The organism is Geodermatophilus sabuli (genome assembly GCF_010686765.1).
Classification (GTDB): domain Bacteria; phylum Actinomycetota; class Actinomycetes; order Mycobacteriales; family Geodermatophilaceae; genus Geodermatophilus; species Geodermatophilus sabuli_A.
In genome coordinates this window covers 229,143-243,907 of sequence record NZ_JAAGWF010000005.1, presented here as the reverse complement: position 1 = coordinate 243,907, position 14,765 = coordinate 229,143, and the positions used below count along the sequence as shown (strand labels likewise).

15 protein-coding genes are annotated in these 14,765 nt (G+C 74.0%); 11 read left to right on the top strand and 4 right to left on the bottom strand.

Annotated elements, in window-relative coordinates; genetic code table 11:
- The first annotated feature begins 41 nt into the window (after positions 1–41).
- Both GCU56_RS04735 and GCU56_RS04730 read left to right on the top strand, forming a co-directional pair.
- Positions 42–788 carry a phosphatase PAP2 family protein gene (locus tag GCU56_RS04735; RefSeq protein WP_345771634.1) on the top strand — a complete coding sequence of 249 codons (747 nt, stop codon included), beginning with the start codon at positions 42–44 and terminating at the stop codon, positions 786–788.
- Entirely contained in the window at positions 760–1,818 is a 1,059-nt protein-coding gene (locus GCU56_RS04730) for a hypothetical protein (RefSeq protein WP_345771633.1), read from the top strand. Before GCU56_RS04735 ends, GCU56_RS04730 begins: the two co-directional genes overlap by 29 nt.
- A gap of 32 nt (positions 1,819–1,850) precedes the next feature.
- Here GCU56_RS04730 and lexA read toward each other — a convergent pair whose 3' ends face one another.
- A complete protein-coding gene (lexA, locus tag GCU56_RS04725; RefSeq protein WP_163480356.1) occupies positions 1,851–2,648 on the bottom strand; it encodes a transcriptional repressor LexA in 798 nt (265 codons plus the stop codon).
- A 474-nt stretch (positions 2,649–3,122) separates the two neighbouring features.
- Here lexA and GCU56_RS04720 point away from each other — a divergent pair, with 474 nt between their 5' ends.
- From GCU56_RS04720 to GCU56_RS04705, 4 genes are all read left to right on the top strand, one after another.
- Complete coding sequence (locus tag GCU56_RS04720; protein ID WP_163480355.1) at positions 3,123–3,608, top strand: LysM peptidoglycan-binding domain-containing protein; 486 nt, start codon at positions 3,123–3,125, stop codon at positions 3,606–3,608.
- A gap of 190 nt (positions 3,609–3,798) precedes the next feature.
- On the top strand, positions 3,799–4,458 hold the full coding sequence (locus GCU56_RS04715) for a hypothetical protein (protein WP_163480354.1): 660 nt from the start codon (positions 3,799–3,801) through the stop codon (positions 4,456–4,458).
- A gap of 390 nt (positions 4,459–4,848) precedes the next feature.
- Positions 4,849–5,406 carry a transcriptional regulator NrdR gene (gene nrdR / locus GCU56_RS04710; RefSeq protein ID WP_163480353.1) on the top strand — a complete coding sequence of 186 codons (558 nt, stop codon included), beginning with the start codon at positions 4,849–4,851 and terminating at the stop codon, positions 5,404–5,406.
- 93 nt (positions 5,407–5,499) lie between these two features.
- Complete coding sequence (locus GCU56_RS04705; protein WP_163480352.1) at positions 5,500–8,379, top strand: vitamin B12-dependent ribonucleotide reductase; 2,880 nt, start codon at positions 5,500–5,502, stop codon at positions 8,377–8,379.
- A gap of 135 nt (positions 8,380–8,514) precedes the next feature.
- Here GCU56_RS04705 and GCU56_RS04700 read toward each other — a convergent pair whose 3' ends face one another.
- Positions 8,515–8,670: a hypothetical protein gene (locus tag GCU56_RS04700; RefSeq protein ID WP_204331479.1), complete on the bottom strand. Its 156-nt coding sequence runs from the start codon at positions 8,668–8,670 to the stop codon at positions 8,515–8,517.
- A gap of 256 nt (positions 8,671–8,926) precedes the next feature.
- Here GCU56_RS04700 and mgrA point away from each other — a divergent pair, with 256 nt between their 5' ends.
- Complete coding sequence (gene mgrA / locus GCU56_RS04695) at positions 8,927–9,958, top strand: L-glyceraldehyde 3-phosphate reductase (protein WP_163480350.1); 1,032 nt, start codon at positions 8,927–8,929, stop codon at positions 9,956–9,958.
- An 88-nt stretch (positions 9,959–10,046) separates the two neighbouring features.
- A complete protein-coding gene (locus GCU56_RS04690) occupies positions 10,047–10,991 on the top strand; it encodes a hypothetical protein (RefSeq protein ID WP_163480349.1) in 945 nt (314 codons plus the stop codon).
- An 8-nt stretch (positions 10,992–10,999) separates the two neighbouring features.
- Here the strand turns inward: GCU56_RS04690 and GCU56_RS04685 are convergent, their stop codons facing one another.
- On the bottom strand, positions 11,000–11,521 hold the full coding sequence (locus GCU56_RS04685) for a DinB family protein (protein ID WP_163480348.1): 522 nt from the start codon (positions 11,519–11,521) through the stop codon (positions 11,000–11,002).
- 96 nt (positions 11,522–11,617) lie between these two features.
- Here GCU56_RS04685 and GCU56_RS04680 point away from each other — a divergent pair, with 96 nt between their 5' ends.
- The 3 genes from GCU56_RS04680 (at position 11,618) to GCU56_RS04670 (ending at position 13,816) form a co-directional block, all read left to right on the top strand.
- Entirely contained in the window at positions 11,618–12,589 is a 972-nt protein-coding gene (locus tag GCU56_RS04680) for a helix-turn-helix transcriptional regulator (RefSeq protein ID WP_163480347.1), read from the top strand.
- Positions 12,590–12,710: 121 nt separating this feature from the next.
- Complete coding sequence (locus tag GCU56_RS04675; protein ID WP_163480346.1) at positions 12,711–12,893, top strand: hypothetical protein; 183 nt, start codon at positions 12,711–12,713, stop codon at positions 12,891–12,893.
- A gap of 113 nt (positions 12,894–13,006) precedes the next feature.
- Entirely contained in the window at positions 13,007–13,816 is an 810-nt protein-coding gene (locus GCU56_RS04670; RefSeq protein ID WP_163480345.1) for an SDR family oxidoreductase, read from the top strand.
- Positions 13,817–13,825: 9 nt separating this feature from the next.
- Here GCU56_RS04670 and GCU56_RS04665 read toward each other — a convergent pair whose 3' ends face one another.
- Positions 13,826–14,758 (bottom strand): GGDEF domain-containing protein, encoded by a 933-nt coding sequence (locus GCU56_RS04665; RefSeq protein WP_163480344.1) that lies wholly within the window; start codon positions 14,756–14,758, stop codon positions 13,826–13,828.
- Positions 14,759–14,765 lie beyond the last annotated feature (7 nt).

Here is a 14,765-nt window from a genome sequence, read left to right as displayed (position 1 = left end):
GGCGAGATCACGATCGGGTCACGGGCCGGTACCGTGGCCTCGTGACCAGCGGCGCGGTTCGGCGGCGTCCGGGCGGCCCGCTGCCGCCGGACGACGTCCCCGCGTCCGCGGAGCCGGTCGTCGCCGCCGGCCGTCCCTCGTGGTGGGCGCTGGCGGTCGCCCTGCTGGTGACGGTGGCGGTGACGGCGGACCTGCTCAGCCGCGGGATCCTCGAGCGCATGGACCTGCGGGTCTCCGAGGTGGTCAGCGCCTGGGACCTCAAGGACTCCGCCGCCTACTGGCCGGTGTGGGCGGTCACCCAGCTCGGCGGGCGGGGGTTCATCCTCATCGTCCTCGCCGTGCTGGTCGGCTACCTCGCGTGGTGGCGGCGCACGGTCCTCCCGCTGGTCCGGGTGCTGGTCGCCCTCGCGCTGCTGACGGTCGTCGTCTACGGCTTCAAGTACGGGACCGGACGGACGGCGCCGGCCTATCCCGGGTCCTTCTTCTACCGCGACGGCGCCTCCTATCCCTCGGGGCACGTGGCCAACGCGGTGCTCATGTGGGGCGTCGCGCGGTGGCAGGCGGTGGAGTTCGGGCTCGCGCCACGGGTGCAGCGGACGCTCTGGTGGCTCGCCGTGTCCGCACCGGTCGCGACCGGCATCGCCATGGTGTCGCTGGACTTCCACTGGGTCACCGACGCCGTCGTCGGGGCGGCCGTCGGGCTGGTGCTCTTGGGCGTGGTTCACGCACTCGACGGAGTCGTCCTGTCACGCTGGGTCGGTGCCCGAGCAGGCCGGCCGTCCGCCTAGCGGCGTCGGGGGACGGCGTCTGGCAGCGGGGGTCGCCCTCGCCGCGACGCTCGTCCTCGGTCCGGCGCTGCCTGCGGCAGCCGAGCAGGCGGCGGCCGACCCCGCTGCGCCCTCGACCCGCTGCCAGCTGACCGATCCCCGGTTGCCCGAACTGTCGGGACTCGTCGCCGTGGGAGACCAGATGCTGGCGATCAACGACGGTGGCGACCGGATCGACGTCTACCTGCTCGACGCCGGCTGCCAGGTCGTGACGGTGCAGGGTGCCGACGTGGACCCCTACGACCCCGAGGACCTCGCCGTCGGCCCGGACGGGACGGTTTGGGTGGCCGACACCGGCGACAACCAGGGGGACCGGACGACGGTGGCCCTGCTGGCGCTGCGCCCCGACGGCGGAACCGGCCTGTACCGGCTGGCCTACCCGGATGGCCCGCGCGACGTCGAGGCGCTCCTGCTGGCACCGGACGGCGTCCCCTACCTGGTCTCCAAGGAGGTCCTCGGCGCCAGCAAGGTCTACCGCCCCGTGGCCGACCTGCTCGATGGCGGCACGGTCGGCCTCGTCGAGGTCGCCGCCGTGAACCTGACCGTGACCGGCACGCCCGGGGGACCGGTGGGCCGTGCGGGACAGCTCATGGTCACCGGTGGCGCGGTGGCGGCCGACGGGAGCCGGCTGGCGCTGCGCACGTACACCGACGCCTACGTGTGGGCGCTGGCGGGGGCGGACGTCGTCGGTGCCCTGGCCGGCGAGCCGACCCGCATCGCGCTCCCGGAGGCCCCCCAGGGGGAGGCGGTGAGCTTCACCGCCGACTCCACCGGGCTCGTGGTCGCCAGCGAGGGTCTGCCCAGCGACGTCACCGTCGTCCCGTTGCCCGCCGCCGCGATCGCCGCGGCGTCGTCCGGTCCTGCCGACGGGTCCCTGACCGACCTGTTCAGCGCCGACGACGGGCTGCCGGTCGTCCCCGCCGCACTGATCGCGGCCGGTGTCGCGGCGGTGCTGGTGTGGCTCGGCGGGAAGGTGCGCCGCCGCTCCTGACCCTCGGGCCGTCGTGACCCCGGGCCACCGCCTCAGACCCGGCGGAGCACCGTGACGACGCGCCCGAGGATCGTCGCCTCGTCGCCGGGGATCGGCTCGTACGCCGGGTTGTGCGGGAGCAGCCACACGTGCCCGTCGCGCCGCTTGTAGGTCTTCACGGTCGCCTCACCGTCGAGCATGGCGGCGACGATCTCGCCGTTCTCGGCGGTCGGCTGCTGGCGCACCACGACCCAGTCGCCGTCGCAGATGGCCGCCTCGACCATGGAGTCACCGGCCACCTTGAGCATGAACAGGGTCCCCTCCCCGACCAGCTCGCGCGGGAGGGGGAAGACGTCCTCCACGGCCTGCTCGGCCAGGACCGGGCCACCGGCGGCGATCCGACCCACGAGGGGCACGTAGGTCGGCGCCGGCACCTGGTCCCCGGTCGCCGTCTCGACGCCCGGCGCGTGACTCTCGCCCGGGGTGTCGCCGGGGAGACGGACGTCGAGTGCGCGGGGGCGGTTCGGGTCGCGGCGCAGCCACCCCTTCTTCTGCAGCACGGTCAGCTGGTGGGCCACCGAGGACGCCGACGAGAGGCCGACCGCCTCGCCGATCTCCCGCACCGACGGCGGGTACCCGCGTCGCTCGATCGAGTCGCGGATGACCTCCAGGACTCGGCGCTGACGCTGGGTCAGCCCGTCACCGGCCTCACCACGGTCCGGGAAGGTGCGGACCGATCCGCCCGTGACCGTCTCCGGCGTCGCGGCGGACGTGCTGCCGGCCCGTCCGCCCGAGGTGCGTCGTGTCGGGCTGCTGCCCGCTCCCCCCGACGTCCCGCTCGTGCCCGCCACGTGTCCTCCTCGTCGGCCGTGCCGCCACGGCCCTCGTCGGGCGCTCGTCCGCACCGGCCGGTCGCGTCCGGCGCGGCACCGGGCGGTCGCTCGGGACCTGCCGCCGCCCCGGGTGGAGCGGGGCCGGTGGTGCCCCGGGGGAACCGTAGCGCTCCGGACCGGCCATTTCAAACGTGTGTTCGAACGACACGCGCCGGGGAGTCGTTTCCGTCGGCGTCCTGCGGTAGACATCGTCCAGGCGTTCGGTTCGAACAGACGTTCGATCCGGTTCCGCCTCAGGTCGGCGGCGCCGAGCGGCGGAGGAGTGGCGGAGGAGTGGCGATGCGAAGCGTGCAGCGGGCGGTACCGATCTCGTGCGGGTGCCCGGGGGGCCGGGGCGGACCCGCCCCGGCGGGAGTGGTCCGACCGGTCGCCCCGGTGTCGCTTGTGGCGACGCCGGACGGCCCCGACCGGCTCCCTGGTGCGGGCTCGCGCGTGACCGGCCCACTCCGGCCGGTGGCCGAGCGTGCCGGGTCGGCCGGGCGGTCCGCCGTGGGTGGCCCGGGCGGTGCCGGCCGCCCGTCCCGGCGCCGGGGCGATCTCGCCCGCCCCGGAGGGCGACCGCCCCGGTCGGGCCGGCGGGCCGGCCGCACGGTCCGGGTGGGGTGTGGCTCCGGCTCGGCGGCCGCGCCGCTGCGCCTGACGCGCCGTGGCCGCCGGCTGGTCGCCGTGCTCGCCGCGGCCCTGGCGGTCGGCGTGGTCGCCCTGGGGCACGGCCTCCTCGACGACGGCCCCGGGAAGGGGTTGCGTCTGGCCGGTGACCGGACGGTCGTCGTCCAGCCGGGCGACACGGTGTGGTCCATCGCCGCGGAGGCGGCCGACGCCAGTGACGACGTGCGCGGCGTCGTCGACGCGATCCAGGCGCTCAACGGCCTGGACGACGCCGTCGTCGTCCCGGGTCAGGTCCTCACCCTGCCGTGATCGCTGCGTAGCGGTCGCGCTGGACCGGCCGGGTGGTGCATCGGCACCTCACTGGGTGCCGGCGAGCCGCAGGCCTGCGCAGACGCGTCCCCGGGGCCAGAGAGCGCCAAGGTCGGAGACCGATGTTCGTCAACCGTCGGTACGGAGTTGCTGACTGTCCGTGCACGGTTCCGCGCCTACGGTCATCGGTGTGTCAGGGATGACGGAGAGCCGAGCAGTGGTCTTCACCCAGCTGTCGCAGCACGTCGAGGTCTGCGTCGACGCCACCTGGTGGCCCGGGGTGATCCTGGGCTGGCGCCACGATGCCCGCGGCGCCTGCCAGGTCCGGGTGCGCGCAGTGGTCGCCGGGGCCGAGCGCGAGGCCTGGACCGATCTGGCGGAGCTCCGGCTGCCCGAGCCGGCTCGCGACGATCCTGCTCGCGACGTGCCTGCTCGCGCCCCGGCGCCGGCGGAGGGTCACCGTGGCCGGGGCGGCTCGACGGACCCCGCACCCCCGACGGTCACGCTGCACCGCGCCTCCGCGCGCGAGCGCCTGGTGGCCGACGTGCTCGCCGCGCCGGAGTACTCGTCGGAGGCCGGCGCCCCGACTGCCGCTGACCACCGCCGTCGTCGCCGCCGTCACGGTGGGGACGTCACCGCGGAGCTGCCCGCCGTCCGCAGCGGCATCGTGCCGGGGCGGCACCGCGCCCCTGCGGTCCCCGGGCGTCACCGTGCCGTCGACGAGGTCCCGGCAGAGCCGCCCAGCGACGCACCGCGCGCAGAGGCCGACTGCATGACCAGGCCGCTGCGCCTCGGTGACCGCGTACCGCGTCCGCGGCTCCCCCGACCGGACGCCGTCGGGCGGGCCTGACGGCGCCCTCCGCGCCAGGCGGAGCTGCGCCGTCCCTCCCGTGCCGGTCGGACTGGCGCCGCCCCACACCAGTCACGTCGCCGGACGCGGGTGCCCGGAGGCGTGTCGCGGCGTGTCGCTGTGACCGGTGGGACGGCTGAGCGCGCCTGGCCACCCGCGGGTCACGGCGGAACACGCCGGGTGCGTCTGCGCTTGCACATCTAGTGGGGGCAGTTCTAGGGTTCCCCTACATCTAGTAGTTGCACCGCTGTAAGTCCGTCCACAGCCGATCCTCAGGTTCTCCCCGTGACGTCCACCGGATGTCCCCAGGAGGGTCCACAGCGTCGGTCGTGACGGACGCCGCGCTCCGGGACTCCCCGGACGCGGCACCACACGAGAGGGGAGGACGCCGTGCGTTGCCCCTTCTGTCACAACGCCGACAGTCGCGTCATCGACTCGCGAGAGGCCGACGAGGGAGCCACCACGCGCCGCCGCCGCTCGTGCCCCGCGTGCGGGCGTCGTTTCACCACGGTGGAGGAGGCCGTCCTGGCCGTGGTGAAGCGCAGTGGCGTGAGCGAGCCGTTCAACCGCACCAAGGTGGTGGCGGGCGTGCGGCGGGCCTGTCAGGGGCGGCCGGTCGACGAGGACCAGTTGCAGCTGCTCGCCCAGCAGGTGGAGGACGCCATCCGCGCCACCGGCGCGGCCGAGGTGCCCAGTCACGAGGTCGGGTTGGCGATCCTCCGGCCGCTGCGCGAGCTGGACGAGGTGGCCTACCTCCGCTTCGCCAGCGTCTACCGGGCCTTCACCTCCCTCGAGGACTTCGAGAAGGAGATCACCGAGCTGCGGCTCCGGCACCTCCCCGCCGGCACCCCGCCGCTCCCCGGCATGCAGGACGGCCCCCCGGCCGTCCGTCGTCGGGGTGGGGGACGGGCCCAGCCCGCCCCCGACGGCAGCGTCGTCGGCACCTGAGAACTGTCAGCACCACCCGCTACACACCATCCAGAGCAGCACCCGAGAGCGGCGCTTCCCCAGCCGCCGGACCACGACACGAGGGAGAGCTCCGTGACAGAGACCGAGGACCGCTTGTCGGGCCGCACCCGCCGCGCCGCCAAGGCACCGACCCGCGGCAAGGGCCTGAAGATCAAGCGGGTCTTCACGACCGCCGGGGTGCACCCGTACGACGAGGTGACCTGGGAGCGTCGCGACGTCGTCATGACCAACTGGCGTGACGGCTCGATCAACTTCGAGCAGCGTGGCGTGGAGTTCCCGGCCGAGTGGAGCGTCAACGCGGCCAACATCGTCACCACGAAGTACTTCCGCGGCGCGGTGGGCACCGCCCAGCGGGAGAGCAGCCTCCGCCAGCTGATCGACCGGGTCGTGCTCACCTACGGCCAGGCGGGCCGGGACCACGGCTACTTCGCCACCGAGGGCGACGCCGAGATCTTCGAGCACGAGCTGACCTGGATGCTCATGCACCAGTACTTCAGCTTCAACTCGCCCGTCTGGTTCAACGTCGGCACCAGCGCCCCGCAGCAGGTCAGCGCGTGCTTCATCCTGGCCGTCGACGACACGATGGACTCGATCCTCAACTGGTACCGGGAGGAGGGGCTGATCTTCAAGGGCGGGTCCGGTGCCGGCCTCAACCTCTCCCGCATCCGCTCCTCCAAGGAGCTGCTGTCCTCCGGTGGCACCGCCTCCGGCCCGGTCAGCTTCATGCGCGGTGCCGACGCCTCCGCCGGCACCATCAAGTCCGGTGGCGCCACCCGCCGCGCGGCGAAGATGGTCGTCCTCGACATCGACCACCCCGACATCGAGGAGTTCATCGAGACGAAGGCGCGCGAGGAGGACAAGATCCGCGCGCTGCGCGACGCCGGGTACGACATGGACCTCGGCGGCAAGGACATCACCAGCGTCCAGTACCAGAACGCCAACAACTCGGTCCGGGTCTCCGACGAGTTCATGCGCGCGGTCGAGGAAGGCACCGAGTTCGGCCTCCGCGGCCGCATGGACGGGTCGGTCATCGAGACCGTCGACGCCAAGACGCTGTTCCGCAAGGTCACCCAGGCCGCCTGGGAGTGCGCCGACCCGGGCATCCAGTACGACGACACGATCAACGACTGGCACACCAACCCCGAGACCGGGCGGATCAACGCGTCCAACCCGTGCTCGGAGTACATGAGCCTGGACAACAGCTCGTGCAACCTGGCGTCGCTGAACCTGCTCAAGTTCCTCAAGGACGACGGCACCTTCGACGCCAAGACCTTCGTCAAGGCCGTCGAGCTGGTCATCACGGCGATGGACATCTCCATCTGCTTCGCCGACTTCCCGACCGACCCGATCGGCGAGACCACGCGCGCCTACCGGCAGCTGGGCATCGGCTACGCCAACCTGGGTGCGCTGCTCATGGCCACCGGCCACGCCTACGACTCACGCGGCGGTCAGACCCTGGCGGCGGCGATCACCTCGCTCATGACCGGGACGGCCTACCGCCGGTCCGCCGAGCTCGCCGGCATCGTCGGCGCCTACGAGGGCTTCGCCCGCAACGCCGACGCCCACGCCCGGGTGATGCGCAAGCACGCCGCGGCCAACGACGCGATCCGTCCGGTCGGCGCCGATGACGCCGACGTGCTCAAGGTCGCGACCGCCCAGTGGCAGGAGTGCCTGGAGATCGGCGGTGACAACGGCTGGCGCAACGCGCAGGCCTCCGTGCTGGCCCCCACCGGGACCATCGGCTTCATGATGGACTGCGACACAACTGGCATCGAGCCGGACTTCTCGCTGGTCAAGTACAAGAAGCTGGTCGGCGGCGGCTCCATGCAGATCGTCAACCAGACGGTGCCGCGGGCGCTGAAGAGCCTCGGTTACCAGGGTGAGCAGATCGAGGCGATCGTCGAGTTCATCGCGGAGCACGGGCACGTCGTCGACGCCCCGAGCCTGCGGCCGGAGCACTACGAGGTCTTCGACTGCGCGATGGGTGAGCGGGCCATCGCGCCGATGGGCCACGTCCGGATGATGGCCGCGGTGCAGCCGTTCATCTCCGGCGCCATCAGCAAGACGGTGAACATGCCCGAGACGGCGACCATCGAGGACGTCGAGAACATCTACTTCCAGGGCTGGAAGTCAGGCCTCAAGGCGCTGGCGATCTACCGCGACAACTGCAAGGTCGGTCAGCCCCTGTCCGACGGCAAGGCCAAGAAGGCCAGCAGCGACGTGGCCGCCACGACCGAGGTGGCGGCGCCGGCCGCCATGTCGCACCCGGTGCGCAAGCGGCTGCCCAAGAAGCGGACGAGCATGACCACGTCGTTCAGCGTCGCGGGCGCCGAGGGCTACATGACCGCGGGCATGTACGAGGACGGCAGCCTGGGCGAGGTCTTCCTCAAGCTGGGCAAGCAGGGGTCGACCCTGGCCGGCGTGATGGACGCCTTCTCGATCGGCATCTCGATCGCGCTGCAGCACGGTGTGCCGCTGGAGACCTACATCCAGAAGTTCACCAACATGCGCTTCGAGCCGGCCGGTATGACCGACGACCCGGACATCCGCATCGCCCAGTCGGTGATGGACTACATCTTCCGTCGCCTGGCGCTGGACCACCTGCCCGTGGACAAGCGCGCCGAGCTCGGCATCTTCAGCGCCGAGGAGCGGGCCGCCCAGGTGTCCGGTTACGGCACCTCGGCCTCCACCGCCGACGTGGTGGAGGAGGAGGTCGACGTGGAGGCGCTGCGCAGCTCCGTGCCGACCGAGGCGCCTGCCAAGCCGGAGCCCAAGCCCGAGGCCCCGGCGGGGAAGCCGATCACCGAGGCGCACTCCTCGGCCGAGCTGTTCGAGCTGGTCACCGGCACGGCGACCGACGCGCCGCTGTGCATGACCTGCGGGACGAAGATGCGCCCGGCCGGCAGCTGCTACGTCTGCGAGGGCTGCGGCTCCACCAGCGGCTGCAGCTGACGTAGTCGGCCGGCTCAGGACGTCGGTGCCCCGGTTCCGCCTCGTGCGGAGCCGGGGCACCGCTGCTGGGGCACTGCTGGACGGACGGTCGCTGCGACACCCCCGGGCTCAACCGATGGGCCCGGCACCCGGCGGTCAGAGCCGCTTCTGCTGCTTGCCCCAGCCGAGCGCCGCGGTGGCGACGAAGAAGACGAGACCGACGATGGCCAGCCAGAACAGGCCCTTCACGACCGCACCGAGGATGGTGATCGCCAGCCAGATGACCAGCAGGAGTCCGAGTAGGCGGAGCACGACATCTCCCGGGTCGGAGGGGACCACTGACGACCCGACCCTAGGCCCTCGCGTGCCCCCCTCCCAGGGGTCGAGCCACCCGCCGCGCGAGCAGGCGGGCCCCTCGACCGGCCGGCCCGCCAGCCGTCCGGCCGCCGGTGGGAGTTGCTCCGCGCGACCGGGGGACCGGCCACCTCACTCACCCTCACGGGCCACGGGGCGTCGGCCGCAGAGCAGGCGACGGGCCGGTACGCGGGCGCGCTGGTTGGATCGGGGCATGCCGTACTGCGCGTCCGACACCCGCTACGACTCCATGACCTACCGGCGCACCGGCCGCAGCGGCCTGGACCTGCCGGCCGTGAGCCTCGGGCTGTGGCACAACTTCGGCGACGACGTCCCGTTCGACCGGCAGCGCGCCATCCTCCGGCGCGCCTTCGACCTCGGCGTCACCCACTTCGACCTGGCCAACAACTACGGCCCGCCGTACGGCTCCGCGGAGACGAACTTCGGCCGCCACCTCGCCGATGACTTCGCGCCCTACCGCGACCAGCTGGTGATCTCGACCAAGGCCGGTTACGACATGTGGCCCGGTCCGTACGGGCACGGCGGGGGCTCCCGCAAGTACGTCCTGGCCAGCCTCGACCAGTCACTGCGCCGCATGGGCCTCGAGTACGTCGACGTCTTCTACTCGCACCGGCCCGACCCGAGCACGCCGCTCGAGGAGACGATGGGTGCACTCGACCTCGCCGTCCGGTCGGGCAAGGCGCTCTACGCCGGCATCTCGTCCTACTCGCCGGAGGACACCGCCAGGGCCGCCGAGATCCTCGCCGACCTCGGGACGCCGCTGCTGATCCACCAGCCCTCCTACTCGATGCTCAACCGCTGGATCGAGACCGAGGGCCTGCTCGACACCCTCGAGGACGTCGGCGCCGGCTGCATCGCGTTCTCCCCGCTGGCCCAGGGCATGCTCACCGACAAGTACCTGGACGGCATCCCCGAGGGCTCACGGGCCAGCCAGGGCAAGTCGCTGTCGACCGACCTGATCACCGACGAGGCACTGACCCACGTCCGCGCCCTGCACGAGATCGCGGGCGGGCGCGGTCAGAGCCTGGCGCAGCTGGCGCTCGCGTGGGCGCTGCGGGACCCGCGGGTGACCAGCGTGCTCGTCGGTGCGAGCAGCGTCGGCCAGCTCGAGCAGAACATCGCCGCCCTGGACCGGCTGGACTTCACCGACGACGAGCTGGCCGCCATCGACCAGCACGCCGTGGACGCCGGCATCGACATCTGGAAGGGCCCCCGCACCGCCTGACCGTCAGCCGCGGGCGCCCCCGGGTGCGACGAACTCCGGGTACTCCCGGCTCGACGGCCACCACGGCGCAGGACCGCACGGAGGTGGCATGGATCTCGAGGACGTGGCCGGCGAGCTCTACGCGGTGCCGCCCGAGGAGTTCATCGCGCTGCGCAAGGCCCGGCAGGACGACGCCCGCGCCGACGGCGACCGCCCGCTGGCCAAGGCGATCGGCGAGCTGCCCAAGCCGTCCACGGCGGCGTGGGCGTGCAACGTCCTGGTGCAGGCCCACCGCGCGGAGATCGAGTCGCTCGTCGAACTCGGCGGACTGCTCCGCGAGGCGCAGGAGAGCCTGGCCGGGGACCAGCTGAGAGCGCTCAACCGGCAGCGTTCCCAGCTGCTCAACGCACTCACCCGCCAGGCCGGTGCCCTGGCCCGGGAGCGGGGGCACCGGATCAGCAGCTCCGTCGAGGCCCAGGTCGAGGACACGCTGCGCGCGGCGATGGCCGATCCGGAGGCGGGGGAGGCGCTGCTGTCGGGTCGGCTGACCGCGCCCATGTCCTACAGCGGCCTGGGCACCACCGGCAGCCGGCCCGACCTGCGCCTGGTGCCCCCGCCGCGCGCAACCCGGCCGGACCGGCCGGAGCGGCCGGCGACGGCGGTCGGTGCCGACGCGGCCGAGCGCCGCCGGCAGCGGGAGGAGGAGGCCCGGCGGGCGGCCGAGGAGAAGCGCCTGCGCGAGCTGGCGGAGGCACGGCAGGCCGTCGAGGAGGCGACCACCGTGGCCGCCGAGACCCGGGCCGCCGCGGAGGAGGAGCAGTTCCGCGTCGACGACCTCGACGCACGGCGGAGCGAGCTCCAGGCCCGGGTCACCGAGCTCGCCGACGAGCTGGCGCGGGTCGAGCGGGCGGCCGCCGAGGCCACCGACGAGCTCAGGACCGCCGAACGGCACCGCCGGACCGCCGAGCGGCAGGCCACCGAGGCCGCCGCCGCCCGCGACCGGGCGGTCGAGCACCTGCACGCCCTGGAGGACGACGCACCGCCCGCCAGGTGACGCGCGGATCACCCCATGGACTTCTGGCCGTCCAGGGACTCCCGCAGGATGTCCGCGTGCCCGGCGTGCTGGGCGGTCTCGGCCACGATGTGCAGGAACACCCGGCGAGCCGAGCGGAACGCGCCCGGCTCGAACCACGGCGCCTCGGGCAGCGGGTGGCCGGCGTCGAGGTCGGGCAGCGTGCGCACCAGCTCGTCGGTGCGCCGGGCGACCTCCGCGTAGTCCGCGAGGACGCCGTCGAGGGTCTCGCCGGGACCCATCCGGAACTCCGCTCCCCACGCGGCCCACCCGGACTCCTCGGTGGGCGGGGCGACGGCTGCGGGGCCCTCCACGATGAAGCGGACCCAGTTGGCCTCCTGGGCGGCCACGTGCTTCACCAGCCCGCCGAGGGTCAGCTCGCTGGCCGTCGTCCGCTGCCGGGCCTGGTCGTCGGTGAGCCCGCGGACGGTGTAGCGGAGGAAGTGCCGGTGGGCGGCCAGCGTCTCCAGCAGGTCGGCGCGCTCGCGGGTGAGGGTGGTGGTCGCGTCCATGGTGTCCGCCTTCCGGTGTCCGTCATCTCGGTCAGGCACCACGCTATGGGGCACAAGTGCCAGATCCTGACCGCAATCCCGGACAAGATGGCGGACATGACCGACCCCGGTGGCCGCACCCTGCGCCTGCTGTCCCTGCTCCAGCAGCGCCGCTACTGGGCCGGCGCCGACCTCGCCGACCGGCTGGGGATCTCGGTGCGCACGCTGCGCCGCGACGTCGACCGGCTCCGGACGCTCGGCTACCCGGTGGAGGCGCAGCGTGGCGTCGACGGCGGGTACCAGCTGGCCCCGGGAGCGGCGTTGCCACCGTTGGTCCTCGACGACGAGGAGGCGGTCGCGCTGGTCATCGGGCTGCAGGCGGCGGCACACAGCGCGGTCGCCGGGACGGCGGAGTCGTCGGTGCGCGCGCTGGCCAAGGTGGTGCAGGTGATGCCGGCCCGGCTGCGGCGCCGGGTGGAGGCTCTGCGGGCGGTGACCGAGCCGGCGTCCTGGGGCGGGCCCCGGGACGTCGTCGACCCCGCCGCGCTCACCACCGTGGCCTCGGCCTGCCGGGACGTCGAGCGACTGGCCTTCGCCTACACCGCCGCCGACGGCACCCCGACCGACCGCGAGGTGGAGCCGCACCGGCTGGTCTCGCTGGGGCGGCGCTGGTACCTGGTCGCCTACGACCTCACGCGCGGGGACTGGCGCAGCTTCCGCCTCGACCGGCTGAGCGCCCCCCGGGCGACCGGCGCCCGCTTCGCCCCGCGGCGGCTCCCGGCCGAGGACGCCGTCGCGTTCGTGCGGGCCGGGCTCGGCGTACGGGCGACGGGGTGGCGGGTGGAGGCGCTCGTGGCGGCCCCGGCCGACGACGTCCGGGCGCGGATCGGCCGCTGGGCCGCGGTCGAAGACGCCGGCCCGGGGCGCTGCAGGGTCACCACCGAGCCCGACGACCTGGACTGGGCCGCCCTCGCCCTGGGCTCCCTCGGCGCGGAGTTCAGCGTGGTCGGCCCGCCGGAGCTGCGCGAGCACCTGCGCGGCTGGGCCGACCGGTTCGACCGCGCGGTTCCTGTCGTACCCCCCGCCTAACGTCCGGGTCGTCCCCTCCGACTGGGGACGGGAGCCACCCCAGGGTGCGGCTGCCGCGGCGAACGCGGGAGCGGCACCGTGGCACCGGGACGACAGGCATCGCACTCGCCGGGAGGTCACCATGACCCGCACCGTCAGCAGCCTCGACGACCTCGACCTGGAGATCGCCGTCGCCTACATCGCCCTCGGCGTCGCCCGCAGCGCGCAGGCGCACTGCCCGTCGGCCGAGAACACCCATCGGGTGGCCGAGGCCGCGGCGGCCGTCGACGGTCTGCTCGACGAGCGCCTGGCCGTCGCAGCCTGAGAGAGGACCCCTCTGCCCCCCGCCACTCGCAGGCTCGCGGCGGGACCCTGCAGAGGGGCCCACCACCCTCTCTGCCCCTCGCGGGTCCGCGGCACGGGTCTTAGCGTCGGCGCATGACCCAGAGCGCAGCGCCGCGCGTCGCCGTCGTCACCGGCTCGGAGTCGGGCATCGGCCGGGCCACCGCGGTCGCCCTCGCCGAGGCCGGCTGCGACGTCGGCATCACCTGGTACCGCGCGCAGGCCGCCGCCGAGGCCACCGCCGAGGAGGTCCGTGACCTGGGTCGCCGGGCCGAGGTGCGCCACCTCGACCTCACCCGGTTGCCCGGCGCGGCGGACGTCGTCGACGAGCTGGCCGAGGCGCTGGGCGGACTCGACGTCCTGGTCAACGACGCCGGCACCGGCCATGCCACCCCGCTGCTCGAGCTGGACCTCGACACCTGGCGGGAGGTGCTGGCCACCGACCTGGACGGTGCCTTCCTCTGTCTGCAGCGCGCGGCGCGGCGCATGGTCGCCGCCGGCCGCGGCGGTCGGATCGTCAACATCACCAGCGTGCACGAGCACCAGCCACGCGTCGGTGCCGCGGCCTACTGCGCGGCCAAGGGCGGCCTGGGGCTGCTGACCCGGGTGGCCGCGCTGGAGCTCGCCGAGCACGGCATCACCGTCAACGCCGTCGCCCCGGGCGAGATCGCCACCGAGATGACCGGTCAGGAGGACGAGGACCCCACCGCTCCCGGGCACGAGCGCCCCGGGGTGCCCCTGCGCCGGCCCGGCGACGCCCGCGAGGTGGCCGCCGTCGTCGCCTTCCTCGCCTCGCCGGCGGCCGGGTACGTCACCGGTGCGTCCTGGGCGGTGGACGGCGGGATGCTGCAGATGGGCCCGATGGCCGGCTCGCACCTGCGCTCGGACGACTGGCGGCGTCCCTGACGGGCCCGTTCAGGCGATCCGGCCGCTGCGCCGCTTGTGCCGGTACAGCTCCGCGTCCGCGCGCAGGAGCAGCTCGGGCAGGGTGTCGCCGGCGCGCGCGGCCGCCGTCCCGGCCGACCACGACGCCGGGTGGCTGGACCGCAGCCGGCTGAGCAGCTCCTCGGCCCGGACCGCGTCGGTGCCGGGCAGGCACAGGACGAACTCGTCGCCGCCGAAGCGACCGAGCAGGTCCGCGAGGCGCAGCTGCTCGCTCCAGCGCTCGGCGAGGGCCTGCAGCAGGGCGTCTCCGGCCCCGTGGCCGTCCTCGTCGTTGATCGCCTTGAAGCCGTCGAGGTCGAGCACGGCCACGGTCAGCGGCTCGCCGGTGCGCAGTGCGTGCGCGAGGGTGCGCGAGGCCTCCGCCTCCCATGCGCGCCGGTTGGCCAGCCCGGTCAGCGGATCGGTGCCCGCGGCGCGGTGCAGCTGGCCGGAGATGCGCGCCTGCGCCTCGGTGAGGATCACGACGGTCACCACCATGGTGGTCCACGGCGCGAGGAAGCCCGACGGCTCGGCTGCGGTGGCGCCGGCGGAGGCCGCGCTCAGCAGGAAGGCCACGTGCCCGCGGGCAGCGCCGTGGGAGAGGAAGTGCGCCGCGAAGACGCCGAGCGCGACCATCGCCGGACCGAGCCCGACGATGCCCACCGCGGTGGCCGAGCGCCAGGCCAGCACGCCGACGAGGGCGGACATGAGCAGCACCGCCACGTGCACCGTGCCGCTGCCCAGGCGGTCGCGGCGCACCCAGAGCACGGCCGCCCCGGCGGCACCGATGCCGGCGAGCGCCCACAGCAGCGGGACCGGCGTCCGCGAGGACATCGGCTGCACAGCGCCGACGGCACACAACGCCGCGCTCACCGCGTAGAGCAGTGAGAGCAGCGCGATGCCACCCTGTCGTTCCGGCCGCATGGGACCC

Bases quoted from the DNA above. Each gene is read 5' to 3' on its own strand.
- mgrA (WP_163480350.1), top strand. From the start codon at position 8,927: ATGCCGTACTGCGCGTCCGACACCCGCTACGACTCCATGACCTACCGG.
- GCU56_RS04690 (WP_163480349.1), top strand. From the start codon at position 10,047: ATGGATCTCGAGGACGTGGCCGGCGAGCTCTACGCGGTGCCGCCCGAG.
- GCU56_RS04685 (WP_163480348.1), bottom strand. From the start codon at position 11,521: ATGGACGCGACCACCACCCTCACCCGCGAGCGCGCCGACCTGCTGGAG.
- GCU56_RS04680 (WP_163480347.1), top strand. From the start codon at position 11,618: ATGACCGACCCCGGTGGCCGCACCCTGCGCCTGCTGTCCCTGCTCCAG.
- GCU56_RS04675 (WP_163480346.1), top strand. From the start codon at position 12,711: ATGACCCGCACCGTCAGCAGCCTCGACGACCTCGACCTGGAGATCGCC.
- GCU56_RS04670 (WP_163480345.1), top strand. From the start codon at position 13,007: ATGACCCAGAGCGCAGCGCCGCGCGTCGCCGTCGTCACCGGCTCGGAG.
- GCU56_RS04665 (WP_163480344.1), bottom strand. From the start codon at position 14,758: ATGCGGCCGGAACGACAGGGTGGCATCGCGCTGCTCTCACTGCTCTAC.